General features: G+C 53.7%; 27 protein-coding genes and 2 pseudogenes. 28 read left to right on the forward strand and 1 reads right to left on the reverse strand.

Annotated features, from left to right (window positions below; genetic code table 11):
* Window positions 1–5 precede the first annotated feature (5 nt).
* From ACQ86N_RS15020 to ACQ86N_RS15120, 21 genes and pseudogenes are all read left to right on the forward strand, one after another.
* Window positions 6–1049: an HlyD family secretion protein gene (locus tag ACQ86N_RS15020; protein WP_431215849.1), complete on the forward strand. Its 1044-nt coding sequence runs from the start codon at window positions 6–8 to the stop codon at window positions 1047–1049.
* A complete protein-coding gene (locus ACQ86N_RS15025; protein ID WP_431215850.1) occupies window positions 1046–2632 on the forward strand; it encodes an MFS transporter in 1587 nt (528 codons plus the stop codon). The genes ACQ86N_RS15020 and ACQ86N_RS15025 overlap by 4 nt, the downstream gene beginning before the upstream one ends.
* Window positions 2599–3033 (forward strand): N-acetyltransferase, encoded by a 435-nt coding sequence (locus ACQ86N_RS15030; protein WP_431215851.1) that lies wholly within the window; start codon window positions 2599–2601, stop codon window positions 3031–3033. The genes ACQ86N_RS15025 and ACQ86N_RS15030 overlap by 34 nt, the downstream gene beginning before the upstream one ends.
* Window positions 3026–4717, forward strand: a complete 1692-nt coding sequence (gene ilvB, locus ACQ86N_RS15035; protein ID WP_431215852.1) for a biosynthetic-type acetolactate synthase large subunit — start codon at window positions 3026–3028, stop codon at window positions 4715–4717. The genes ACQ86N_RS15030 and ilvB overlap by 8 nt, the downstream gene beginning before the upstream one ends.
* Before the next feature lie 147 nt (window positions 4718–4864).
* The gene (locus ACQ86N_RS15040) at window positions 4865–5848 is read left to right on the forward strand and encodes an L-histidine N(alpha)-methyltransferase (RefSeq protein WP_431215853.1); all 984 of its coding nucleotides are present in this window, start codon (window positions 4865–4867) and stop codon (window positions 5846–5848) included.
* A 213-nt stretch (window positions 5849–6061) separates the two neighbouring features.
* A complete protein-coding gene (locus tag ACQ86N_RS15045) occupies window positions 6062–6694 on the forward strand; it encodes a TetR/AcrR family transcriptional regulator (protein ID WP_431215854.1) in 633 nt (210 codons plus the stop codon).
* A 6-nt stretch (window positions 6695–6700) separates the two neighbouring features.
* Entirely contained in the window at window positions 6701–7954 is a 1254-nt protein-coding gene (locus tag ACQ86N_RS15050; RefSeq protein ID WP_431215855.1) for a TolC family protein, read from the forward strand.
* An 11-nt stretch (window positions 7955–7965) separates the two neighbouring features.
* Window positions 7966–8565 carry an HlyD family secretion protein gene (locus ACQ86N_RS15055; protein WP_431215856.1) on the forward strand — a complete coding sequence of 200 codons (600 nt, stop codon included), beginning with the start codon at window positions 7966–7968 and terminating at the stop codon, window positions 8563–8565.
* Window positions 8448–9014 (forward strand): HlyD family secretion protein, encoded by a 567-nt coding sequence (locus tag ACQ86N_RS15060; protein ID WP_431215857.1) that lies wholly within the window; start codon window positions 8448–8450, stop codon window positions 9012–9014. The genes ACQ86N_RS15055 and ACQ86N_RS15060 overlap by 118 nt, the downstream gene beginning before the upstream one ends.
* Window positions 9015–9053: 39 nt before the next feature.
* Window positions 9054–9395, forward strand: a pseudogene (locus ACQ86N_RS15065) (MFS transporter); the annotation flags it as partial.
* A gap of 46 nt (window positions 9396–9441) precedes the next feature.
* Entirely contained in the window at window positions 9442–10620 is a 1179-nt protein-coding gene (locus tag ACQ86N_RS15070) for a DHA2 family efflux MFS transporter permease subunit (RefSeq protein ID WP_431217424.1), read from the forward strand.
* Between the two features lie 119 nt (window positions 10621–10739).
* Window positions 10740–11228 carry a carboxypeptidase-like regulatory domain-containing protein gene (locus ACQ86N_RS15075; RefSeq protein ID WP_431215858.1) on the forward strand — a complete coding sequence of 163 codons (489 nt, stop codon included), beginning with the start codon at window positions 10740–10742 and terminating at the stop codon, window positions 11226–11228.
* A 5-nt stretch (window positions 11229–11233) separates the two neighbouring features.
* The gene (locus ACQ86N_RS15080; protein ID WP_431215859.1) at window positions 11234–14185 is read left to right on the forward strand and encodes a SusC/RagA family TonB-linked outer membrane protein; all 2952 of its coding nucleotides are present in this window, start codon (window positions 11234–11236) and stop codon (window positions 14183–14185) included.
* Window positions 14186–14190: 5 nt separating this feature from the next.
* Window positions 14191–14928, forward strand: coding sequence for a RagB/SusD family nutrient uptake outer membrane protein (locus tag ACQ86N_RS15085; protein WP_431215860.1), 738 nt, complete (start codon window positions 14191–14193; stop codon window positions 14926–14928).
* On the forward strand, window positions 14925–15611 hold the full coding sequence (locus ACQ86N_RS15090) for a RagB/SusD family nutrient uptake outer membrane protein (RefSeq protein ID WP_431215861.1): 687 nt from the start codon (window positions 14925–14927) through the stop codon (window positions 15609–15611). Before ACQ86N_RS15085 ends, ACQ86N_RS15090 begins: the two co-directional genes overlap by 4 nt.
* 205 nt (window positions 15612–15816) lie before the next feature.
* Window positions 15817–16587, forward strand: a complete 771-nt coding sequence (locus ACQ86N_RS15095) for a catalase (protein ID WP_431215862.1) — start codon at window positions 15817–15819, stop codon at window positions 16585–16587.
* A gap of 211 nt (window positions 16588–16798) precedes the next feature.
* Window positions 16799–16993 carry a hypothetical protein gene (locus ACQ86N_RS15100; protein WP_431215863.1) on the forward strand — a complete coding sequence of 65 codons (195 nt, stop codon included), beginning with the start codon at window positions 16799–16801 and terminating at the stop codon, window positions 16991–16993.
* A 37-nt stretch (window positions 16994–17030) separates the two neighbouring features.
* Window positions 17031–17360 carry a hypothetical protein gene (locus ACQ86N_RS15105; RefSeq protein ID WP_431215864.1) on the forward strand — a complete coding sequence of 110 codons (330 nt, stop codon included), beginning with the start codon at window positions 17031–17033 and terminating at the stop codon, window positions 17358–17360.
* Between the two features lie 43 nt (window positions 17361–17403).
* Window positions 17404–17784: a hypothetical protein gene (locus tag ACQ86N_RS15110; RefSeq protein ID WP_431215865.1), complete on the forward strand. Its 381-nt coding sequence runs from the start codon at window positions 17404–17406 to the stop codon at window positions 17782–17784.
* A 141-nt stretch (window positions 17785–17925) separates the two neighbouring features.
* Window positions 17926–18846 (forward strand): DUF3179 domain-containing (seleno)protein, encoded by a 921-nt coding sequence (locus ACQ86N_RS15115; RefSeq protein WP_431215866.1) that lies wholly within the window; start codon window positions 17926–17928, stop codon window positions 18844–18846.
* A 48-nt stretch (window positions 18847–18894) separates the two neighbouring features.
* On the forward strand, window positions 18895–19146 hold the full coding sequence (locus ACQ86N_RS15120; protein WP_431215867.1) for a hypothetical protein: 252 nt from the start codon (window positions 18895–18897) through the stop codon (window positions 19144–19146).
* A gap of 32 nt (window positions 19147–19178) precedes the next feature.
* Here ACQ86N_RS15120 and ACQ86N_RS15125 read toward each other — a convergent pair whose 3' ends face one another.
* The gene (locus ACQ86N_RS15125) at window positions 19179–19556 is read right to left on the reverse strand and encodes a DUF6799 domain-containing protein (RefSeq protein ID WP_431215868.1); all 378 of its coding nucleotides are present in this window, start codon (window positions 19554–19556) and stop codon (window positions 19179–19181) included.
* A gap of 119 nt (window positions 19557–19675) precedes the next feature.
* Here ACQ86N_RS15125 and ACQ86N_RS15130 point away from each other — a divergent pair, with 119 nt between their 5' ends.
* The 7 genes and pseudogenes from ACQ86N_RS15130 to ACQ86N_RS15160 all read left to right on the forward strand — a co-directional run bounded on the left by ACQ86N_RS15130 (window position 19676) and on the right by ACQ86N_RS15160 (window position 23239).
* A complete protein-coding gene (locus ACQ86N_RS15130; protein WP_431215869.1) occupies window positions 19676–20500 on the forward strand; it encodes an FG-GAP repeat domain-containing protein in 825 nt (274 codons plus the stop codon).
* A pseudogene (locus tag ACQ86N_RS15135) lies at window positions 20490–20570 on the forward strand (hypothetical protein); the annotation flags it as partial. The gene ACQ86N_RS15130 and the pseudogene ACQ86N_RS15135, both read left to right, overlap by 11 nt.
* 9 nt (window positions 20571–20579) lie before the next feature.
* Window positions 20580–20849: a hypothetical protein gene (locus ACQ86N_RS15140; protein WP_431218074.1), complete on the forward strand. Its 270-nt coding sequence runs from the start codon at window positions 20580–20582 to the stop codon at window positions 20847–20849.
* 19 nt (window positions 20850–20868) lie between these two features.
* Window positions 20869–21018 (forward strand): hypothetical protein, encoded by a 150-nt coding sequence (locus tag ACQ86N_RS15145; protein ID WP_431215870.1) that lies wholly within the window; start codon window positions 20869–20871, stop codon window positions 21016–21018.
* Window positions 20994–22001, forward strand: a complete 1008-nt coding sequence (locus ACQ86N_RS15150) for an ASPIC/UnbV domain-containing protein (RefSeq protein WP_431215871.1) — start codon at window positions 20994–20996, stop codon at window positions 21999–22001. Before ACQ86N_RS15145 ends, ACQ86N_RS15150 begins: the two co-directional genes overlap by 25 nt.
* Window positions 21979–23007, forward strand: a complete 1029-nt coding sequence (locus ACQ86N_RS15155) for an FG-GAP repeat domain-containing protein (RefSeq protein WP_431215872.1) — start codon at window positions 21979–21981, stop codon at window positions 23005–23007. Before ACQ86N_RS15150 ends, ACQ86N_RS15155 begins: the two co-directional genes overlap by 23 nt.
* Window positions 23008–23014: 7 nt before the next feature.
* Complete coding sequence (locus ACQ86N_RS15160) at window positions 23015–23239, forward strand: hypothetical protein (protein WP_431215873.1); 225 nt, start codon at window positions 23015–23017, stop codon at window positions 23237–23239.
* Window positions 23240–23245: the final 6 nt, after the last annotated feature.

Consider the following 23245-nt stretch of genomic DNA (forward strand, 5'->3'; position numbering starts at 1 on the left):
AAAAAATGAAAAAGAATAAGACACATCCCGGGAATATTGCGATCACTGCCCTGGCGGGAATCTGCCTCGTCGCGGGTGTCATTTACGGTATCCGTTACTGGAACTATAATGAGCAATACGAGGAGACCAATGACGCACAGGTGGAATCCTACATCAACCCCGTCTCTGCCAGGGCCGGTGGCTATATTCAGCGGGCCTGTTTTGAGGAACACCAGGAAGTTAAGAAAGATGACACGCTGGTGATCCTGGACGACAGGGAATACCGGGCGCAGGCAAGGGCTGCCGAAGCGTCGCTGGAAGATGCCCGGGCACAGCAGACAGTGCTTACCGCAAGCATCCATTCCGCAGAAGCCGGAACGAGCATCAACGAGGACCAGATCAAAGGCGCGGAAGCCAGGTACACCCAGCAGCAAAAAGACATCCACCGGTATACTAATCTGGTGAAGGAAGAGGCGGCGACCGGTTCGGACCTCGACCAGGTGGAGGCCCGGTATGAAGTGGCCGAAAGCGATCTCAGCGCCGCCCGAAACTCCCTGCGGACCAGCGTCGTTCGGATTGCCGAACTGAAAACCCACTATGCCCTGCTGGCCGCCGATATCAGGCGAAAAGAAGCCGCCCTTGACCTCGCCCGGCTGAACCTGTCCTACACCGTTATCCGGGCCCCCTATTCCGGCCGGCTGGGCCGCAAAAACATCCAGGAAGGCCAGCAGATCCAGCCCGGTCAGCCACTGGTGAGTATCATCAACGAACACGAAAAATGGATCACAGCCAACTACAAGGAAACACAGGTAAATGGAATGTATATCGGCCAGACCGTGGAGATCCGCGTGGACGCCATCGACGGGAAAATATTCAGCGGAAGGATCGCAGCGATCGCCGGGTCCACCGGCTCCCGTTTCTCCCTATTGCCGGCCGACAACTCCACGGGCAACTTCGTGAAGATCATCCAGCGCGTGCCGGTGAAGATCGAGTTTTCCGACCGAAAACAGACGGGCGGCATCATCGCCGGCATGAATGTTACCGTGGCCGTTAAAAAGACAAGATCATGAGCAAGCCCGTCTATTTCCGGGCCTGGATCACACACTGGGACTGGGGCGTCAGGATCGCCCTTTTTCTGATCCTCGCGTCGTCCCTTATGCAGTTCGGGTTGTTTGCGCTGACCCAGAACTACATGATCTCCTATCTGGGCGCCCAGCCGGAAGATATTTCCTTCGCCTTCCTGATCACCTATGGCGGCATAACGGCAATCCTCCCGGTCCAGTTTCGGTTCCTTCGGTACTTCGAGACCCGCGACTACCTCCTCGCAAATATTCTTTTGGGAATCTTGCTCAATCTGGCCTGCCTCAGGTGCCGGAACATCGATCTGTTCATTGCACTGCGGGTCCTGCAGGGAATTCTTATCGGCAACATTAATATCGCCGTCCTTATCCTGATCCTTTCCCGCCTGGATACCCACAGGGCCAGGACGGAGGCGCCCGCCGTTTTTTACGGGACCCTGCTGGCCAATACTACACTGATCGGCGTGGTTGCGGCGTCGGTGGTCGACTCGACCGACTGGAAGGCGACTTACTACTATGTGATCGGTTTTCAATTGGTCACCCTGGCGCTGATACTGCTGATGCTACGACCGAAGGCCGGTCACCGGAGATACCCGCTGTTCCAGCTCGACTGGGCGGGATTTATCATCTATTCGGTCGCCGCCTGGTCACTCGGCTATACGGTGATATATGGCGGTAAATACTACTGGTTCGGGGATCCCCGGATCAGATTGAGTGCCGCAACAGCGGCTATCGGTACCTGCCTTTTCCTATACCGGCAAAAGATTGTCCGCCGCCCGTCGATCCACCTCGGCGTTTTCAAAAGCCCGGGTTTTGTGACCGGACTTTGCCTGCTGGTTATTTATTACGGCAGCAAAGACAGCATCGGTCTGATCTATACCTATGCGGGCGGCGCCCTTAAATGGCGGGCCATTCAGGTGGTCTCGCTCGCGGTTTGCAACCTCGCGGCAATGGTCGGCTTTCTGATCGTCACGACGAAAATGATCCTTGCCCATAAAGGATGGATCAACATCTTTCTGATCCTGGGATTTGCCGCCATGGGCGTCTTTAACATCTGGATGGCCTGTTTGCTTACCCCGGACCTGTCATTTATGGACCTGCTGTTCCCGGTACTCCTGCAGGGTGCCGCTTCAGGCATCCTGTTTGTCCCGATCATCCTTTTTATCCTTTCCCACGCACCCGCTAATACCGGGTTCACCGGACTCATTCTGGCGGCGTACACCCGCTTCATCGCAACGATCAATTCGGTTGCTGGCTTTTACAGCCTCCAATTGTATTGGAATCAGAAGTATAAAGAAGGGTTTCTCGCCGCCCTTACAACTGAAAATCCCAACACGGTCGAAAGGCTCGGCGTTTGGCGGTCGGTCTATGCTGCCAAAGGATTCCCGGCGGAACAGGCCGCGGCTCTGGCCAACGCCGCGCTAAGCCAGAGTATCACACAGCAGACACAACTGCTGACGAACCGTACCATCTATATGCTATTCGGAGTGGCCATGCTGGCTATCTCCGGGCTTATTTTCATCGGTAAAATCATACAATCATGGAAAGTACAATCACTACAAAATTTATCATAGGCGACAACGAAGGCATAACCCTGTTATCTTCCCTTGCTGCCGCAACCATCAGAGAGAAATATGGGAATGGCATTCCCGAAACCCAACTGGAAAACTTTATCCTGAAACGATTCAGTCATGCGGCTCTGGCAAAAGAGATGAACAACCTGAACAGTCAGTTTCTGATCGTCTATTCCAGCGAAGAGCCGGCAGGTTTCGCATGGATCACTTCCGGAGGGGAGAGGCCGGCCATCTTAAAAGGCACAACGGTAGCGCGCATCCCGGAATTCGGCATCCTTAAGAAATTCGACAACGACGCAGTCAGGAAAGGCCTCATGGACAAAGTCCTGCGCGTATGCGGAATGCAACAGATCGTCTGGATCGGCGGGCACGATGAACTTTTAAACACTACACATGAATAACATTTCAGGAGCCGTAGCCGTCATGGAAGCACTGGTGGCGGAAGGCGTCGACACATTTTTCGGGATTCCGGGCGGGGCAAATATAGCCCTGTACGATACCCTTTACGACTACAGTGAAAAGCTAAATCACATTATGGTCCGGCATGAGCAGGGCGGCATTCATGCCGCACAGGGATATGCCCGGGCATCCGGTAAAGCCGGCGTGGTGTTCGTGACCAGCGGACCCGGCGCGACCAATATCGTTACCGGCCTCGCCGACGCGATGATCGACAGCACTCCGCTGGTTTGTATCACCGGGCAGGTATATGCCCATCTCCTCGGCTCGGACGCCTTTCAGGAGACGGACATCATCAATATTTCCGGGCCCGTAACAAAATGGAATTATCAGGTCACGGAAGCAGGCGAGATACCCTCGGTCCTGGCGAAGGCCTTTTACATTGCCCGCAGCGGGCGTCCGGGTCCCGTGCTGGTGGATATCACAAAGAATGCACAACTGCAGCTGATGGAGGACCAGGGCTACCAGAAGTGCAGCCATATCCGCAGCAACATGCCCAAACCCCGTATCCGGCCGGAATCCGTACGCGCTGCCGCGGACGCCATTAACAAGGCTTCCAGACCATTGGTCATCTGGGGACAGGGAGTCATCCTCGGCGGCGCTGAAAAAGAATTCACGGCCTTTGTAGAGAAAAGCAATATTCCCGCTGCCTGGACCGCGCTCGGGGCCGGAGCCATCCCTTCCGATCATCCCCTGAATGTAGGAATGCTCGGGATGCACGGCAACTATGCGCCCAATATACTTACCAACGAGTGCGATCTGCTGATCGCCGTTGGAATGCGCTTCGACGACCGGGTGACCGGACGTTTGGATAGATATGCCCGCCAGGCACAGGTAGTCCATCTGGACATCGACCCTTCCGAAGTCGATAAGAATGTAAAGGCCGGTTTTCCGGTATGGGGCGACTGTAAAGAGACGCTGCCGATACTAACCTCCCACCTGGAGATCAGAGACCATAGCGCCTGGCTGCGGCGATTTCACGAGCTCTACCAGGAAGAGCTGGATACGGTCATCCAACCCGAGCTATACCCGGCATCCGGGGAACTCACGATGGGCGAGGTCGTGCGGATCCTGAATGAATACACACAGGGGGACGCCATCATCGTCTCGGACGTCGGACAGAACCAAATGTCCGCTATCCGGTATGCGAAAATGAACCGGACCCGCAGCAATATCACCAGTGGAGGCATGGGCACGATGGGATTTGCACTACCCGCGGCGATCGGCGCGAAATTCGGCGCCCCGGACCGGTCGGTAGTGGCCATCATCGGAGACGCAGGCTTTCAGATGAATTTTCAGGAATTGGGTACCATCATGCAAAATTCGGTCGACGTCAAGATCGTGATCCTGAACAACCGCTTTCTGGGTATGGTCCGCCAGTGGCAGGAACTGTTCAACGAGCGCCGATATTCGTTCTCCGATATGGACAATCCCGATTTTGTAAAGGTCGCCGCGGCTTACCGGATCCCCGGACAGTGCGTGACCGAACGGGCCTGCCTCTCACAGGCGATCGGCGAAATGTTCGAACATCAGGGGCCGTATTTACTGGAGGTCATGGTCGGCAGGGAGAACAACGTATTTCCCATGGTTCCCCAGGGATGCGGGATAGGAGAGATCAGGCTCAAATAACGATGGGTCGCAAATTATCTTTAAATCTCGCGTTGCGTCGGGGATATCCCAATTAGCCTTGTCTGAAAACCAGTGATTTAGCGCGGGCATATTTCTTGTCTTCGACGAGACGGAAATGATTCCACGACAAACCATCAACAACAGACCATGATCACGAACATTCTCGCGCAAACCGCCCCGGCAACAGTTTTTGAAAAGGAAATACTCGAAGGCCTCCGGGCATCACCGAAATACCTGCCTTCCAAATATTTTTATGACAAGACAGGCGATGCAATCTTTCAGGAGATCATGAAATGCGAGGAATATTATCCGTTTGCCTGCGAAATGGATATCTTTCAGCGGTGGTCGACGGAAATGGCCACGACGATCATCCAGGATGGAACGGACTTCGACCTTATCGAACTGGGGCCGGGCGACTGCGAGAAATCCATTAACCTGCTTCGCCAACTGGTCTGGAGTGGGGCGGAGTTTACCTACAATCCTATAGATATATCAGAGAACGTGATCAATTGCCTTCAGACCAAATTGCCGCAGGAAATCTTCGGACTGAATGTTCGGGGTCTTTCACGCGAATATCTACCCGGGATCAAAGAAGTGACAAAAAACTCGCGCAGACGGAAAGTCGTGCTGTTTCTCGGGTCGAACCTCGGAAACATGCCCCCCGAAGAAGCCCTGATCTTCTGCCGGAAATTGCGCTGCCATCTAAAGCCGGGGGACGTCGTTTTTACCGGCATCGACCTGAAAAAATATCCCGCCACGATTCTCGCTGCTTACAACGACAGAAAAGGGATCACAAAAAGATTTAATTTAAACCTCCTGCATCGGATCAACAGGGAGCTGAATGGCAATATCGATACTTACGCATTCGAGCATTTCGCCAGTTATGACCCTGTCTCCGGCGCATGCAGGAGCTATTTGATCAGCCGCATCGAACAACAGGCGGCTCTATGGTGCGACGGCCGGGAGCAACTTATCCGGTTCGCCTGCAACGAGGAGATTTTTATGGAGATCTCGCAAAAATACACCGTCGGCGACCTGGACAGACTCGCCCGCAATGCGTTCTTCCGACCTCTCCATTATTTTTACGACAGCCGGGGTTGGTTTGTGGATGCCGTGTGGCGGGCGGAATAGTTTCCAACCCTTCTGAGCTCAAACCGGCGAATCACACCGCTTTCCACCGCTGTAACAGGCGTCACTGTCTTCATCCTTTCTACCCCCGCCAATTTTTACAATCGGGTCATCCAAAATCCGGGATACAAAAAAAATTAGACCGGATATTGAAAAATAGCCTAATTTTGTATTCGACCATTTGGTCGAACCAAACGGTCGATAACTCGAAAATATATGCAACGCACTGAAAAACAAAAGGTAGCACTTAGCAGTGAAACCGAAGAAAAACTCATGAAGGCCGCCCAAAACGCCTTTATAAAATATGGCCTCGAAGGCGCCCGCATGCAGGAGATCGCCGATGAGGCGGGAATCAGCAAATCGATGCTCCACTACTATTTTGCCAAAAAGGAGAAATTGTTCGAGCTCATCATGCGCAAAGCAGTCCTCGACGTCTTCGCCAACCTCCGGAAGATCCTGGAAGAAAATGACTCGGTCATGTCCAAGATCCACCGGCTTTCCCGCGAGTATCTGGACTATCTGCACGAACACCCTTACCTCCCATTATTTGTCCTGCACGAAAGCCACAAAGACCCGGCAGCCTTCAAAAATGATTTCCTGCCACCCGCGGAGACGGCATTCACCACCCGATTCGTAGCGCAGATAGAAGAAGAGATCAAGATCGGAAAGATCAGACCGGTCGACCCCTACGTCCTGTTCGCACAGATCATGTCCGTGTGCGTCTTTCCGGTTGCGGCCCAGCCGGTGCTCCAGGGGATCATGAACCTCTCCGCCGACCAATACAAAATGCTCCTGAAACAGACGCAGCAGCAGATGCCGGCTTTTTTCGAACGGATCCTCAACTGGTAACAGACTATGAAAACGCTTATTTTCCTTCTTTCGGCCATCCCTCTGCTATTGAGGGCGCAGACTCCCGAAATACAACTTGGCGAATGCCAGCAAAAAGCCGTAAAGCACGTCCCGATCATCAAAGAGAAAGAACTCCTGCAGCGGATCGAAACAGACCGGATCAAAAATGCAAATACGGCAAGACTGCCCCAGAACGAATTCGCCGCCCAGGCGACCTATCAGTCCGCCGTCCCAACCCTGCCCATAAAGATCCCGGGCGTCTCTGTCACCCCGGTCGACAAAGATCAGTTCAGGGTAACGGACGAGACCAGCGTCCTCATTTATGACGCAGGCAGGACCACCGCCCAGAAAGCGCTCGTACGGGCTTTGTCGCTGGTAGAACAACAAAAAGTAGAAGTAGACCTATACTCCATAAGATCAGAGGTTACCCGGCTGTTCGCAAACATCGTGGAATCGGACACCAGACTGGAATTGCTCCAATTGCTCAAACAGAACGTTGAAGATCGGATCGTAAAAGTGAATGCCGGAGTGGAAGCCGGCACCGTGCTGGCTTCCAACCTCCTTGTTTTGCAGGCGGAAGACCTCGGCATCACACAGCGCATCGATGAGCAGCGATCCAACCGGAAAGGCCTGATCGACATCATGAACGTCTACACCGGCGACGCCCTCGACACTTCTACCCGGTTCATAATGCCCGCGCCGGATACGGGACTCAAAGACAGCATTACGCGACCCGAGATCTCCCTTTTCAACTATCAATCCACCGCCTATTCGGTGCAGCGCAGGCTGCTGGATGCGAATACCAGACCCCAGTTCAAAGCCTTTTTCCAGGGCGGCGTCGGCAGACCCGGCCTCAATATCCTCGACAACGACATTAAGGGCTTTTACGTCACCGGCATAAAAATGAGCTGGACCCTGGGTTCATTTTACACACTCAAACGCGACAAAGACGTATTGCACCGGCAGCAGGAGATCGTCGACGCACAAAAGCAGACGTTCCAGCTACGCGTGAACGCCCAGCTGGCAGGACAAAAAGAAGAGATAGCCAAACTTTCACACCTGCTGCAGCAGGACATTGACATCATCTCCGTCCGCACAAAGGTCAAAGACATTTCTTCGGGCCAGCTCGATGCCGGGGTTATCACCTCCAGCGACTATCTCATCGAACTGAATGCCCAAAACCAGGCGCTCACCAATCAAAAACTACATCAGGTGCAACTGGTCTTTGCATATATCCAATACAATCTCATCGCGGGATAAACAACAATCACATGGAACAGATACAACAGAAAAAATCAAATAAAAAGAGGATCATCATCTTTTCGGTCGTGGCCCTCGTACTCGCCTGGTTCGCCGTTCAGTTCTACCATCTCCTTACGTATGAAGAGACCGACAACGCCCAGATCGAAGGGGATATCGTACCGATCCGTACCAGCGTCCCCGGCTATATCTCCACCGTCAACTTCATCGACAACCAGCCCGTTCGGAAAGGCCAGGTACTGATCCTCATCGACGACCGTGACCTCCGGGCCAAAGTCCTGCAGGCCGAAGCGGCCCTCGAAAACGCAAAAGCAGCCCGCCTGCAAACCGGCAGCAATATCGCCGCTTCCGCGACCAGCGTAAACGCGACCCAGTTCTCGGCAGAAGCCATCCAGCAAAATATCGAAGTCGCAAAAGCCCGGCTCTGGAAAGCCACCGCGGACTACGCGCGGGTAAAAAACTGGTCGACCTGCAAGGCGCTACCCCTCAGCAAATGGATGCCGCCGAAGCCGAACGGCGCGTGGCCGTCTCCCAGCTGGAACTGGCGGAAAAGCAATTTCAGTCGTCGAAAAAACAAACCAGCATTTCTTCCTTCCAGGCACAAGGCGTAAAGGTTCAGCAGATGATCGCCGACGCGAACATCAAACAACGCGAGGCCGAGCTCGCACTGGCAAAGTCCCAGCTCGACTACGCGACGATCACCGCTCCCAATAATGGAGTCGTATCGAAGAAGAACGTAGAACCGGGCCAATACCTTCAGCCGGGCCAGTTGACGTGCTCCATCATCGGCAGCGACAGCGTTTGGCTGGTGGCCAATTTCAAAGAGACCCAGATCCACAATATGCGCATCGGCGAGAAGGCAAGCGTCGAGGTCGACGCCTGGCCCGGACAGCGGTTTACCGGCACGATCACTTCGTTCAGCGGCGGAACAGGCGCTAAATTTTCTCTTCTGCCCCCCGATAACGCCACCGGCAATTTCGTAAAAGTGACCCAGCGCATCCCGGTAAGGATCCTGCTGGACCCCCGCAGTTCAAAGGGCTTCTACCTGGCCCAGGGATGAACGTCACGGTCACAGTAAGAAAGGTCTAAATTCATTTTTATGTCAGTCAATGTTACGGCCGGATATCCGCAGGGTGCAACCCGCTGGATCATCGTGGTCACAGTCATCACCGCGGCCATTCTCGAACTGCTGAATACCTCCATCGTAAACGTCGCGCTCAAAGATATCAGCGGCAACCTCGGTGCAGCATCGGACGAAGTAGCCTGGGTGATCACCGCCTACGCCATCGCCAACGTGATCATTATCCCGCTCGCGGGGTTCCTCTCCGATCTCTTCGGCCGGAAGAACTACTTCACGGCCTCGATCGCGCTGTTCACCTTTGCCTCTTTTATGTGCGGCAACTCTCATAGCATCGATACCTTGATCTTCTGGCGCGTGCTCCAGGGCACTGGGCGGAGGTGCACTGCTTCCAACTTCCCAAACTCTGCTGGTCGAGACCTTCCCTCCCGAACAGCTCGCCACGGCGAATGCTGTGTTCGGCCTTGGCATCGTTCTGGGGCCGGCCTTCGGACCCACCCTCGGCGGGTATCTCACGGACGCCATTTCCTGGCAGTGGATCTTCTTTATCAATATCCCCATCGGAGTAACCGCCTGTATCCTCTCGTCCATCTATGTCTTCGACAGTAAGACGCCGCCGGGGAAAAAGGCGATCGACTGGACAGGGATCGGCCTTCTGGTCGTCGGCATCGGCGCGCTCCAATACGTACTGGAAGAAGGCCAGACGGACGACTGGTTCGAAAGCAACAATATCCGCATCTTCACGGCGCTTGCCGCCATCGGCTGCGGGATGTTCGTATGGTGGGAACTCAGAACTAAAAATCCGGTGGTCAACCTTCATGTCCTGCGCCACCGGTCGGTGGCACTGGGTTCCGCCCTCAATCTGGTCTTCGGCATCGGCATTTACGCCCCGCTCTTTCTGTTCCCTCTTTTCGCCCAGACCATACTGGGATGGAGCGCATCCCAAACAGGCCTGATGCTCCTGCCCGGCGCAATATTGAGCGCCATATGCATCGCCCTCTCGGGAAAGCTGATGCACAAAGGAGTTCCTCCAAAACTTTTCATCACGATGGGCTTTCTCTGTTTTATTCTATTCAGCTCGATCATGTATTTTTCAAGCAGCGAATCGGGTTTCCGGAACTTCGACCTTCCCCACCTCCTTCGCGGCGCGACCAACGGGCTGATCCTGACGCCTATCGCCGTACTTTCACTGGCCGGACTAAAGGGCAACGATATCGCCCAATCCGCCGGTCTCACCAACATGATCCGCCAACTGGGCGGCGCCGTCGGCGTCGCCATCGCCAATATACTTTTGGCGCAGAAAAATCCCCTGCACCGGCTGGACCTGGTCGGAAATATCAATGAATACAATACGGTCGCCCAGGAACGTGTTTCGCAGATCACGCAGGGGTTGGCAAACAATGGATTTTCAGCCGAACAGGCACAGAATGCGGCGGTGAAGGTTTTGGATAACACACTCAACCGTCAAACTGCCGTACTCAGTTTTAATGAATCATTTCTCATTTTCGGATTGATCTTTCTGGCCGCAATACCACTGATCTTTATGGTCAAATCCCAAAAAGGCCCCATCGATATAGCCGCCCATTGACGCGACCAGTACGATGGGTCGAATAATCTTTTTTTCCGTAATTTGGTATTGCACAGACAACCCCTCCGTCTTTACCCGATTTCCGGCTCTTCCACGCTAAACCACCGAAACACGCTGCCATGAGATGGACCGCTGCCTTATTGGCCATTGTGCTTTTACATACAAGCCGCTCAGCATACAGCCAGATCACGCTGAGGGCGAAGCATGCGACGCTGGAATCGATCCTCAAAGACGTTGAGAGGCAAACAAAATACGTATTCCTTTACGATCCCGATGACCTCCCGGCAACCCCCATCTCCATCGCTGTAACAAATGCTACGCTCCAGGAGACCCTCGGGAAATGCCTGAGAGACCTTCCAATAGCATTCACTGTCATAGGGGATAACGTTTTATTAAAGCGGACCGCCGCCGTGACCGGGCCGCTTACCGGCTCTCTTTCTATCCATGGCAAGGTAACAGACGGCGACGGGCTGCCCCTGCAGGGTGTCACCATCCTCAATAAACGCGGGATGAAAAGCGCACAGACGGATAGCGCCGGCGACTATATGATCCAGGGAGTAAAAGGCGACCCCTCGGCTTTAGCTTCGTCGGGTATCAGTCGCGTCTGATAATATTGTCCGGTCAGCCGACTGTCGATATTTCAATGGAACCACTTGTCCGCAGCCATGAAGAGATAGTGGTCATCGGTTACGGCAGCACAAAACGAAAAGACCTGACGGGTTCCATTTCCGTCGTCGATATGAAGCACAGAGAGGATATCCCCTTCAACACCGTTGACAATTTGCTTGCCGGCCAGGCCACCGGCGTCGAAGTAACAAAGACCGACGGGACGCCAGGCGGAATGGTTCGCATCCGGATCAGGGGCGCCAGTTCGTTTCTGGGCGGCAATGATCCGCTATACGTCATCGACGGCATTCCGGTACAGGTCCGAAGTAATTTTATTGCCCCCGGTTTTCAGGTGAAAAGCCCAAATGCCTCGTTGTCGGCTGACCCCGTGACGGGGATCTCGGCGACCCTGCCGGGGTCCTACGTAAACAGCCTCAATACCCTGGGTTCGCTGGACCCCGATGATATCGCATCCATAACGATTCTTAAAGACGCATCGTCGGCGGCCATCTACGGTTCGAAGGCCGCAAACGGAGTTGTCGTCATCACAACCAGAACAGGCCGGACAGGCACAGTCCCTCGCCTGGAGGTTTCCTGGTCTTCGACAGTCAATACGGTCTTCAGTACCCCCCGCCTGTTGAATGCATCCGAATACAGATCTCTTCTCACCGAAAGAGCACGGAATACCTTTGTCAGCGACAGCACTTCATCCGTTCGCCATCTGGATCCGCTGACGGATTCCGTCCTGCACGATCGGGGCTTTTTCGGGCAGGCAAACACTAACTGGATAGGACAGGTTACTCATTCCACTCTTGCCAATCATCTCCGGCTGGCTTTTGAAGGAGGCGGACCAAACTCCAGTTATTTTAGTTCCATTTCCGCCACCAACGCACCCGGAGTAGTGGATAACACGAACTACCGGCGCATCGCGGGCAAATTCGGCATCGAGACCCGGGTAGGGTCAAAACTTCACTTAACCAGCACGCTTTTGGCGGGACTTACGGACCAGCATATCAGCGGTGGAACTTACGCGCAGGCGCAGTTTGCAAGGCCGGATCTTTCGCCACGCGACGCATTCGGAGCCTTCACGAACTTCGATCTCAGACAGTCCTACGTCGAGACCCGCCACGGCTTTCTCAACCCGGTAGCCCTTACAACCGCCACCAATACCGGCAGGACGGTGACCATTTTGGGCTCCCTTTCGGCCAGCTACGATCTGTCGAACGGCGTCAGCTTCAAAAGCACATTATCGCTCAACTCTCAGTCCTATGATCAGCGAAATTACTACCCCAACTATCTCGATGTAGAGATTGGCGACGACTATCCATATTCCGGCGGGGTGAGCAGCGAGGCAAATAGCCGTTTCACCGACTGGTTCCAGGAAAATACGTTTAGTTTCTCCCGGTCATACAATAGAAAGCATGCCGTCAATTTCCTTATCGGGCAATCGTTCGAGTCGACAAAATACGGATACCTGACCGCGACCGGAGCAGGCTACAAAGATCCCAACCTGATGAGCCTTACCTCCGCCGATACTATAATCACCGCCGGCGGCAACGAGCCGTCATCCCCCCAAAGCTATCTTCTCTCTTTCTATGCCAGGACGAACTACGGTTTCAACGACAAATATTTTTTCACTTTCACCGGCCGTGCGGACGGCTCATCGAAGTTCGGGTCCAACAGGTTCGGATATTTCCCTTCCGGCGCAGTCGCCTGGCGGATCTCCCGGGAAGCCTTCCTTAAAAACATTTCCTGGCTGAGCGACCTCAAGATAAGGGCAAGCTATGGACTCACCGGCAATCAGAACATAGGCGACCAGACCCGACATACCACCTACAGTTCCGTCACTTATGCCGGGAGGAATGGGTTGATCCCGACAGTACTCGGCAATGAAACGATCCTGCCGGAAAGCACAAAGGAGTTCGACATCGGCATGGACGCATCATTATCCGGCGACCGGTGGTATGCCGCGTTTGACTTCTACAACCGCGCGACGGACGATGCGATCCTCACGCTGCCCGTAGCCGGAAGCAACGCATACCTGAACCTGACGCAAAATGCAGCTGGTATACGAAACCGCGGTTTCGAAGCCGCCATCGGAGGTGACATCGTCCGGGACAGCAAATTTAAATGGTCCCTTTCCCTCCATTCGACCTGGAACAGTTCCCGTGTGACACACCTAAGTTCCAACGCCGACCTTAGCCAGATCATCAGCGTCAGTGGATACGAAGGCGTCGGAAATGGCGAATTGGTCAACCAGAACATCACCTGGACAAATACAGCCCTGGCGCAGAGCAAGCCCCTCGGATTGATCACCGGATATTACATCACAGGCATCATAAAAACACCCGAGCAGCTCGACGCCTATAACCAGCAGGCCGGTCCACCATATATCGTCGGCCGACAGTTAGGCGACCCCATGTTCCGGCTCGGAGCCGGGACCACACCCGGGGTAAAAGACCCCCAGTCGAATGTGATACTTGCAAAGGGGGCTCCGGCCTGTTTCGGCGGAATGACCCACCAGTTCGACTACAAAAACTTCGACCTGCAACTGCTTTTTACGTTTTCCCTGGGCGGACACCTGCTGTGGGCGGAACATAACACGGCGCTCGAATTCTATAATATTGGAAACGCAAACCGGTCCATCCTCGACAGATACACGCCGGCCCATTTGGATGGCAGTACCCCGCGACTGAGCTTTTACAATGAAGGATACGGTCCAACCAATCTGGATGTATTTTCTTCAGATTATGTCAAGCTGCGAAGCCTCGTCCTGGGATACAGGATCAAAAATATCCGGGTCTATTTTTCGGCCACCAACGTTTTTACGTTTACAAAATACCCGGGCAGCGACCCCGAAACTTCGGACGATGCCTATAGCTTTAGCGGGGGCTATATCGATGCGGGCAACTATCCGTCGGTACGATCGTATACAATTGGACTAAAAGCATCATTTTAACCGCCATGAAACACATCCGAAACAGCATCCTGATACTGACGACACTTGGGGTATTGACGGAAGCCTGCACGAAGGACCGCAATGTCTTTCCCTCCGATGCATATACAGATGGCAACCTGATCAGGGACGAACAGACCGCAAAGACAGTGTTGAACGGCGTATACTACCGGTTTGCCTACGCGGGGACCAATTCATCCGGCGTCCGGGAAACGCAGTGGACTGCCGTCAACGAATACTTCCCTTCGGAACTCGCCGGATCACTGGTCCCCATCTTTACAACAGACGACTCTATCTTCAACTTTACATTCACGCCGTCATTTCCTTTGATCGACACGATATGGGACTACTGCTATAACATGATCAATGCGGCCAGCGGCTTCATAAAGAATGCGGCACCGGTAAACAATATACCCGCTGCTTCAAAACGGCAAATGCTTTCCGAAGCAAGGTTCCTGCGGGCTTTCGCGAGGACCGAACTGCTCTTTTATTTTGCACAGTACAGAGACCCTTCCAGCAAGTACGGTATCATCCTCAGAGACACATTCGTGACCGTTGGCACCCTGAACGAGCCGAGAAGCAGCGTTGCGGAGGCCTATGCCTCGATCCTCGCCGATCTCGATGCCGCCATAGACGGCTTGCCTGTAAAAAATACCGACATTTATTATGCAAACGCCGCCAGCGCGAAATTGCTCAAAGCAAGGGTACTGATCAACAGGGGCATACCTGGCGACTATTCCCGGTGATTTCGCTCACCAGCGACATCATCTCCAACGGCCCATTCTTGCTGGAGGACAGCCTGAAAGACATTTTCCTTAGAAAGGGATTTAACAGCTCCGAGGTCATGCTCGGCATCCAGCCTTATCCCGGTCAGCGATACAAGTCAACCGCACTGGAATGGGGCGAGACGCCGGCTTTCACCGGCCTCCTGACAGGAGACGCCCGCAGCCGATGGATGTACTTCGTCAACGCCGACTGGCTGCCCGATGCTTTCAACGAAGTGACGAAGTATTATGCGGGAAAAGATCCCTCCAATCCCAGGCCAACACCCCTCAACGAAAATTGCTACGCCTTTCGCCTGACAGAGGCCTATTTGCTGAAATCCGAGGCTATCGTTCTGTCCGGAGGCAGCGGGACCACTGCCAAATCACTGCTCTCAATTGTCCTTGCCCATTCAGGAGCCGGTCTTCAGCAACTCGCCGCCGTCGACAGCGCGGCGACGCAGGAAGCCTTGCAACTGGAGATCGTGAAAGAAAACCTTCGGAATTTTCTTTTCGAGAACGGCGTAGACTGGCTCGCCCTTCGAAGACTTCCATTCGCAGCTATACAACGAATAAATCCGAACATCAAAGACCCGAACAGACTCATCCTTCCCATTCCCGCCGCTGAACTCAATTACAACCCGATCATCCAGAATCCGGGGTATTGACCGGCACTGCCGGGGCGTTACCACTGATGGATTTGCTGACAAAAACCTCGACCTGACGTTTTTTTCAGCGGAAATTTACGTGTGATCGTTAGGTTGTACCGAACTCAGGAGTTCACTGATAAGAGAATCACTGCGTTACCAAATGGCATAGCAGTTGCCTGTTCTCCTGTGTACATTCACAAATTAATCACTTAATGTCGATGCTATGAACAATGAACACGGCCCTTTGGTACCACCATGCCAGTTCGTCGAAGACCTTCATTTGGTTTTTGGAGACAATCACGACCGCGCCACCCACGCAAAGGGAATACTTCTGAAGGGCGTCTTCCTTCCAGGTAAAGAGGCGGCCAGTCTCACAAAAGCATTTCATTTGCAGGATCAGCCAAGCACCGTGCTGGTCCGCCTTTCGGACAACACCGGCATCCCCAGCATTTGCGATGCCAAATCGGAAACGAATCCCCGGGGAATGTCTATCCGGTTTATGATGATCGATGGCAGATACACGGACGTCGTCTGTCATAGTTTCAACGGCTTTCCTGCCGCAACTACAGACGAGTTTCACGATCTTCTGGTGGCAACCTGGAAGAGCAAAGGCGACGTTCTCAGGCCAACGCCGCTCGATATCTTCTATGAAACGCATCCCCGTGCCAAAATTTTCAATAATATCTGCACCCTGCCGGCAAGCTTCTCCAGCCTGATCTACTATGGAGTCAACGCCTTCAAATTTACCAATCGAAACGGCGAGACACATTTCGTCCGGTATCAATTCCATCCGGAAGAAGGAGAGGCCTATGTGACGGAAAAACAGGCCGCCGCCGCCGGTTCCAACTACATGTTCGAAGAGATTCACCGACGTTTGCCCGCAAGACCTTTCCGGTTCCACTATTTCGCCCAATTGTCAGGCGACGGAGACAAAATAGACGATCCCTCTCTGGCCTGGCCCGATAGCCGCCCCCGGTATTGCTCGGCGAGATAGAAATTCGGGAAATAGTGGAGTTTACACCCGAACAGCACAAAGGCCTTTCGTTCCTCCCTACAAACCTTCCCGACGGAATAGAACCCGCCGATCCGATGATCGGGTACCGGGGTCGGATCTATCCGTTTTCAGTCGCGGCAAGGCAGTAAATCAAACCCCAACAAATACCTGGATATGGAAGAACAACAAAAGCCTTTCATTTCTTGAGTTTATGCCGGTCAGCATATTCGGAGGCGTTATGGGACTGACGGCGCTCTCCTTCGCCTGGAGCCTTGCTGACCAGACATGGCACGTAGGAAGTTTTCCCGCGACCGTTATAGGCTGGGCGGCAATTCTGGCATTCCTGACGCTGACCGTGGCGTATCTGACCAAATGGGCGAGACACCCTGCAGCTCGTAGCCGCTGAGTTCAGGGATCCGGTCTCGCTAGCTTTCTTCTCCACGGTGATCATATCACTCCTGCTGCTGCCCGGCGTCCTCATGGCCTGGTCGCCGTTGGTCGCCGGGTCCGTCTGGCTGATCGGCGTAGCCCTGATCTTTTTATTTGCAATATTTGTACTACGCAAATGGATGGGGCATCAACAGACACCGGAGAGCGCGATGCCGGTCTGGGTGCTCCCGGTTACAGGTACACTAAACGTGCCGATCGTCGGCAATTCATTCAAATCCGGATATACCCACGAGCTCTGCCTGATGTTCTTCGGAATAGGTATCGTTTTCATTATCATGCTGATGACGATCATCATCGCCCGGCTTTTTTTCAGGGACAACTGAACCAGACAGCCAGACCATCGCTGTTAATACTGGCGGCGCCATTTTGCCCTGGCATTTTCAGGGTACGAAGGGCTGGTCGGTGGTCAGGACGTTGCGGCCAGCGCATTTTTCTACTTTACGCTGTTCTTACTTCCTGTTATTCGGCAGCAAGATCCTCTTACTGCCGACGCTATGTCCATTTCATGTGTCCTGGTGGTCCGTCAGTTTTCCGCTGGCCTCCGTCACGATCGCCTGTTTTCGGTATTCCAAATGGCAGCCCGACATCGTGCACAGGATTCTTGCCGGGGCCCTGCTGGCAGTTACAACAGTTGTAATCCTGTACCTGATCGTGTTAACCTTGATTCAAATAGCCCACTATGGAAGAGCAACCAATACCAGCATCGCTAAAGGCGCACTGGGACACGCCGCTTCCGGGGATTTATAAGGCCGGTTACCTGCCATCCGGGGACAGATATGCGGGGCTTGTGAAGTAGCGGCGGCAGTCGATTTTTATCGATTTTCGACTATTTTCTGTAAATTACCTGTGTAACCGGCCAAACTGCTGTGGACGAATTGCTGCCGATATATGGTGAGACACACTATTCAATTTTATTCAAAACTACCCGCTGCTCTAAAGCGCCTGCTTTTCATTGCCGCACTCCTCGTCCTGCTCGCAACAGAAATACTACGGGTTTACTTTTTAATGCCTTTTCCCGGCAGTCAGTCCGGCGACACGCTGCAATTCGCTTACACGCTGGACCGGTGGATCGTCTGGATCCGCGTCGTTGTGCTGGTCCTGTCCTTCTTTGGACTGGTTGCAGTCTTTAAAAGAGGCAGCACCTGGGAGCGGATCGTACTACCGCTGTTGCTGATCTTTTACGCCATGGTGTTTTTGGCGACCAACTACCGCCTGCCCGCTGACAAGATCTTCTATCAGCCCGTCAATAAAGATTTCAGCACCGCGGCCGATACCAATATGGACAGGTCAAAACTCGTCATCGGCATCGTCGTCGACGGCGAGGCAAGGGCCTATCCAATTCAGCTGATCGGCTATCACCACCAGGTGGTCGACACCATCGGGAAGACTCCTGTAATGGTCACCTATTGCACGGTCTGCCGGTCAGGCCGGGTATTCAGCCCGATCATCAACGGGAAGCAGGAGACCTTCCGGCTTGTGGGTATGGATCACTATAATGCGGTATTCGAGGACGCCACGACAAAGAGCTGGTGGCAGCAGGCGACGGGCGTCTCGATCACGGGGCCGTTGAAAGGCTCTGCACTGAAGGGAATTCCCCTCCTCCCAGTTGACCCTGGCGGCCTGGCTCAGGGAATACCCGAATTCCCTCGTGATGAAGCCGGATACGCTCTTCATGGACCGATATTTCAAACTGGAGGACTACGACAAGGGAACGATGCGCAGCGCCCTCGTAAGGCGGGACACCTCCGCCTGGCAGCACAATTCCTGGATCGTCGGCGTGACGAACAGCGACGGGTCAAAGGCATATGACTGGAACGACCTCGTGCAAAAAGGATCATACAGGATTCCGTCGACAAGATGCCGATCCTGCTGGCGATAGAAAAAGACTCGGCTTCTTTTCACGTCTATGACCGCAGGGTAGGAGACAGCCTGCTCAGTTTCAGAATACCGGCTGACCAGGACCTGCTGGTGGACGAGAATACGAATTCCAGCTGGACCATGGACGGTCTATGCTTCGACGGAGTCCTAAAGGAAAAAGACTGGCGCCGGTCCAGTCTTATAATGAATTTTGGCATACATGGCGCAACTTTCACAAAACCCGAAAGGTAGTTGTCGGCGGCTATGCCCTGATCAAATAAAAATTAATCCCAGCCGCTGGTATCCATCGGCTTGCCGTTCTTGTCCATGAGCTGGCCGTCCTTGTCGATCATCATCCCCTCTTCCATCTTTCTTTTCTTGTCACCCTTGGATACGGTTCCGTCCACAGCGACCTTGCGGCCATTGGTGCACGTTACAGCGGAGTCCATCGCCGCCCACGCGCCGTTCTTTACGATCATCATTTTGCTGTCCTTCATCGTCATCAATCCGTCCTTTAGCATCGCCTGGTTCGAAGCCGAAGAGTCTGCCGCGGCGGGCGCCGGAGTAGTAGCAGCAGTCGAATCGGTCGCCGTCGGCTTGGCTTCGTTGTTACATGCGAGGGCCAGTCCGGCAATAGATGCAATAAACAGTAGCTTTTTCATGGTGAGTAGTTTATGTCTTAGCTTCCGAAGCTACTATATTTATTAACAACTATCGGTATTTCACATTCTTTTTTTTGTACATTCGTTTTGAGCGCTGCCCTGTCCGGTCGCGAACCTGAATGAAAAGTCATCCTGTTTTCAGCCTGGTCATTTTATGTATTCTTATCGCTTCGTGTAAGGATCGAAAGACCGTTTTTCAGGCGGTCCCCTCTTCTCACTCCAATATACATTTCATCAATCATATCGTCGAGAACGATACCATCAACCCCTTCGACCTGCCGAACATGTACAACGGCGGCGGTGTTGGCATCGGCGATTTCAACAACGACGGTCTGCCGGATCTTTATTTTACCGGGAACCAGGTGCCCTGCAAACTGTATCTCAACAGAGGAAATTTTAGATTCGAGGACGTTACCGACATGGCGAAAGCGGACGGGGACCACCGATGGTGCCGCGGCGTAGCCGTCGTCGATATCAATAATGACGGGCTGCCCGATCTCTATGTCTGTACAACCATACTACCCGATTCTCAACGACGTCAAAATTTACTATACGTAAACCAGGGCCTGAATAAGCAAGGAATACCCGTGTTCAGGGAGATGGCCGGGGAGTATGGACTCAATGACAGGTCTTTTTCCACCATGGCCAATTTTTTCGACTACGACAACGACGGCGACCTCGACCTCTATATTACCGTGAACGAAATGGAAGACGACAGGAACCCCTCCGTCTACCGGCCTAAGAGAAAGGACGGCTCTTCTCCCAGCACCGGCCGGCTTTACCGCAACGACTGGAATGCCGGTCTCCACCATCCAGTATTCACGGACGTTACCAGACAGGCGGGCGTTACGATCGAAGGACTCGGCCATAAGCGCAACCATTGCCGACTTCAACAAAGACGGCTGGAAGGATATTTTTGTAGCGAACGATTTTCTGTCGAATGACCTCCTTTATATCAACAACCACGATGGCACCTTTACCGACAAGGCCTCCAGCTATTTCAAACACACGTCCGCCAACGGGATGGGGCAGGACGTGATCGATATCAACAACGATGGCCTTGCCGACGTAGTGGAGATGGATATGGACCCGGAGGACAACTACAGGAAGAAAATGCTGATGCCCGCGTATAATTATCAGAATTATGTGAACAACGATTCATTCGGCTATCAGTACCAGTACGTCCGCAATACGCTGCAGTTGAATATGGGCCCCCGCGTCGGGAATAAAGATTCGGTGGGCGATCCCGTTTTTCGGCGATATCGGCTACTGGGCCGGGATCTCTTCTACTGACTGGAGCTGGGCGCCGCTCGTGCAGGATTTCGACAACGACGGGTTCCGCGATATCGTTATCACCAACGGCTATCCCAAAGACATTACGGATCACGATTTCATCGCTTTCCGCGAGCAGGCATTCGCCTACAAATCTAAAAAGAAGTGCTGGGAAAGATCCCGCAGGTGAAACTGAAGCACTACGCTTTTCGGAATAATGGAAATACGACGTTCAGCGACGTTTCCAACGACTGGGGACTGACAACGGCGTCTTTTGCCAATGGCGCCGCATATGCCGACCTGGACAACGACGGAAAGCTCGACCTCGTCATCAATAATATCAACGACGAGCCTTTTGTTTACCGAAATATTTCGTCGGGGTCCACGGGCTGGCTGGCGATAAAGCTGGTCGGCGGCTCGCTCAACCGCAACGGCCTCGGGGCCTGGATAGCCGTCTATTACGACGGGAAGCAGCAGGTATACGAACAGACACCCTACCGCGGTTATCTTTCCACGATGTCCGTGGACCCGCATTTCGGCCTGGGCACGACGACCAGAATCGACTCGCTGGTCGTGAAATGGCCGGATGGCAAAAAACAGGCGCTCACGAACCTGAAACCAAATCAACAGATAACGGTCACCCATGGTGCCGCCAACAAGTCTTACCAATGGGAACAAAATAGCGTGGCAGGGCGGGCCTGGTTTCGGCCGGAGAACGACCCGGCAAAGATCCACTATGAAGACAGCCAACGGGATTTTATCGATTTCAATATCCAGAAACTGCTGCCGCATAAATTGTCCGAATACGGGCCCGCAATGGCCGCAGGCGACGTCAACGGCGACGGCCTCGACGATATTTTTATTGGCGGAGACGGCCCCAATCCCACTATCTTGCTGGAACAGCAGCGCGATGGAACATTTGTCAACAGGAACGTTCTGCCCGGGCAGGAAAAAAAGAACCGGGACGATTTGGGACTGCTTTTATTCGACGCCGACGGCGACGGCGACCTCGATCTGTATATCGCCGCCGGCGGATACTCCGCCCACCCGAACGACCCTTCCTTCGAAGACCGACTGTATATTAACGACGGAAAAGGCAATTTTACCCCCGATACGCTGGCCCTGCCGCGCAACTTTACGAGCAAGTCCTGTGTCAGGGGCGATCGACTATGACCACGACGGCGACCTCGACCTCTTTGTCGCGGGCCGCGTGCTCCCCGGCAACTATCCGAAACCGGTCTCCTGCGCCATTTATCGCAACGACTCAAAGAAGGGGCACCTGAAATTTACCGACGTCACCGCGACCATCGCAAAGCCGCTGCTGGATATAGGGATGATATGCGACGCCGTCTGGACCGACTTTGACAGCGATGGCTGGCCAGACCTCGTGCTGGCGGGAGAATGGATGCCGGTAAGGATGCTTAAGAACGACCACGGCCATTTCAGGGATATTACCGCCGGGTCCGGGGTAGGGGACAGGACAGGCTGGTGGACTAGCATCACGGCCGGCGATTTCGACAACGACGGGGACATCGACTTTGTGGTCTCCAATCTCGGGCGGAACTCGTATTACAAAGCAAGCGACGACTACCCCGTGTCGGTCTATGCGAAGGATTTTTACAACCAGGGGATCACGCAGTGCATCCTTACCTCGTTCATAAAAGACCGGCAGGGCGGACAGCTGAAGGAGTTTGCCTCGGATTCGCGCGACGACCTCGTCGCTCAGCTGCCTTTTCTCAAGAAAAGATTCCTGACGTATAACAAGTTTGCAACGACGGATTTTACGCAGATCTTTACGCCGCACGAGCTGTCGGGCGCCGTCCGGTATTCGGCCAATGACATGAACAGCTCGTTTATCCGGAACCACGGAAACGGAACATTTACGATACAGCCCCTGCCGGATATCGCGCAGTATTCCGCCATCAACGGCATGGTGACCGACGACCTCGACGGCGACGGCAACCCCGATATTTGTATGAGCACAAATGATTTTGGGACGATGCCTTCCTATGGGCGTTACGACGCGCTGAATGGCACTGGTCCTGAAAGGCGATGGAAAGGGAGGCTTCACACCGCTGCCGATAGTGCAGAGCGGGATCTTTATCCCGGGGAACGGCAAGGCACTGGTACGACTAAGAAGCGCCGATGGCAGGTACCTGATCGCCGCGAGCCAGAATAAGGGGCCATTGCAACTGTTCTCCCTGAACAGGAAATGCCGGTTCCTGCCATTGAATGCGGACGACGTTGCTGCGCTGGTCCGGTACAGGGATGGAAGGAACCAGCTTCGTGAGACGGGATATGGGAGCTCTTTTCTCTCCCAGTCGGGGAGATTCATCACAATTGACAGTACGGTCTCGTCCGTGGAGATAACGGACAGCAGAGGCCGAAAAAGGAAAATAGCTTTGAATTAAACAGCC

It is taken from the genome of Puia sp. P3 (genome assembly GCF_050632245.1).
GTDB lineage: Bacteria > Bacteroidota > Bacteroidia > Chitinophagales > Chitinophagaceae > Puia.

Excerpts from the sequence above, each read along its gene's own strand:
- ACQ86N_RS15020 (WP_431215849.1), top strand. The coding sequence starts at position 6 with ATGAAAAAGAATAAGACACATCCCGGGAATATTGCGATCACTGCCCTG.
- ACQ86N_RS15025 (WP_431215850.1), top strand. The coding sequence starts at position 1,046 with ATGAGCAAGCCCGTCTATTTCCGGGCCTGGATCACACACTGGGACTGG.
- ACQ86N_RS15030 (WP_431215851.1), top strand. The coding sequence starts at position 2,599 with ATGGAAAGTACAATCACTACAAAATTTATCATAGGCGACAACGAAGGC.
- ilvB (WP_431215852.1), top strand. The coding sequence starts at position 3,026 with ATGAATAACATTTCAGGAGCCGTAGCCGTCATGGAAGCACTGGTGGCG.
- ACQ86N_RS15040 (WP_431215853.1), top strand. The coding sequence starts at position 4,865 with ATGATCACGAACATTCTCGCGCAAACCGCCCCGGCAACAGTTTTTGAA.
- ACQ86N_RS15045 (WP_431215854.1), top strand. The coding sequence starts at position 6,062 with ATGCAACGCACTGAAAAACAAAAGGTAGCACTTAGCAGTGAAACCGAA.
- ACQ86N_RS15050 (WP_431215855.1), top strand. The coding sequence starts at position 6,701 with ATGAAAACGCTTATTTTCCTTCTTTCGGCCATCCCTCTGCTATTGAGG.
- ACQ86N_RS15055 (WP_431215856.1), top strand. The coding sequence starts at position 7,966 with ATGGAACAGATACAACAGAAAAAATCAAATAAAAAGAGGATCATCATC.
- ACQ86N_RS15060 (WP_431215857.1), top strand. The coding sequence starts at position 8,448 with ATGGATGCCGCCGAAGCCGAACGGCGCGTGGCCGTCTCCCAGCTGGAA.
- ACQ86N_RS15075 (WP_431215858.1), top strand. The coding sequence starts at position 10,740 with ATGAGATGGACCGCTGCCTTATTGGCCATTGTGCTTTTACATACAAGC.
- ACQ86N_RS15085 (WP_431215860.1), top strand. The coding sequence starts at position 14,191 with ATGAAACACATCCGAAACAGCATCCTGATACTGACGACACTTGGGGTA.
- ACQ86N_RS15095 (WP_431215862.1), top strand. The coding sequence starts at position 15,817 with ATGAACAATGAACACGGCCCTTTGGTACCACCATGCCAGTTCGTCGAA.
- ACQ86N_RS15100 (WP_431215863.1), top strand. The coding sequence starts at position 16,799 with ATGCCGGTCAGCATATTCGGAGGCGTTATGGGACTGACGGCGCTCTCC.
- ACQ86N_RS15115 (WP_431215866.1), top strand. The coding sequence starts at position 17,926 with ATGGTGAGACACACTATTCAATTTTATTCAAAACTACCCGCTGCTCTA.
- ACQ86N_RS15120 (WP_431215867.1), top strand. The coding sequence starts at position 18,895 with ATGCCGATCCTGCTGGCGATAGAAAAAGACTCGGCTTCTTTTCACGTC.
- ACQ86N_RS15125 (WP_431215868.1), bottom strand. The coding sequence starts at position 19,556 with ATGAAAAAGCTACTGTTTATTGCATCTATTGCCGGACTGGCCCTCGCA.
- ACQ86N_RS15130 (WP_431215869.1), top strand. The coding sequence starts at position 19,676 with ATGAAAAGTCATCCTGTTTTCAGCCTGGTCATTTTATGTATTCTTATC.
- ACQ86N_RS15140 (WP_431218074.1), top strand. The coding sequence starts at position 20,580 with ATGGGGCAGGACGTGATCGATATCAACAACGATGGCCTTGCCGACGTA.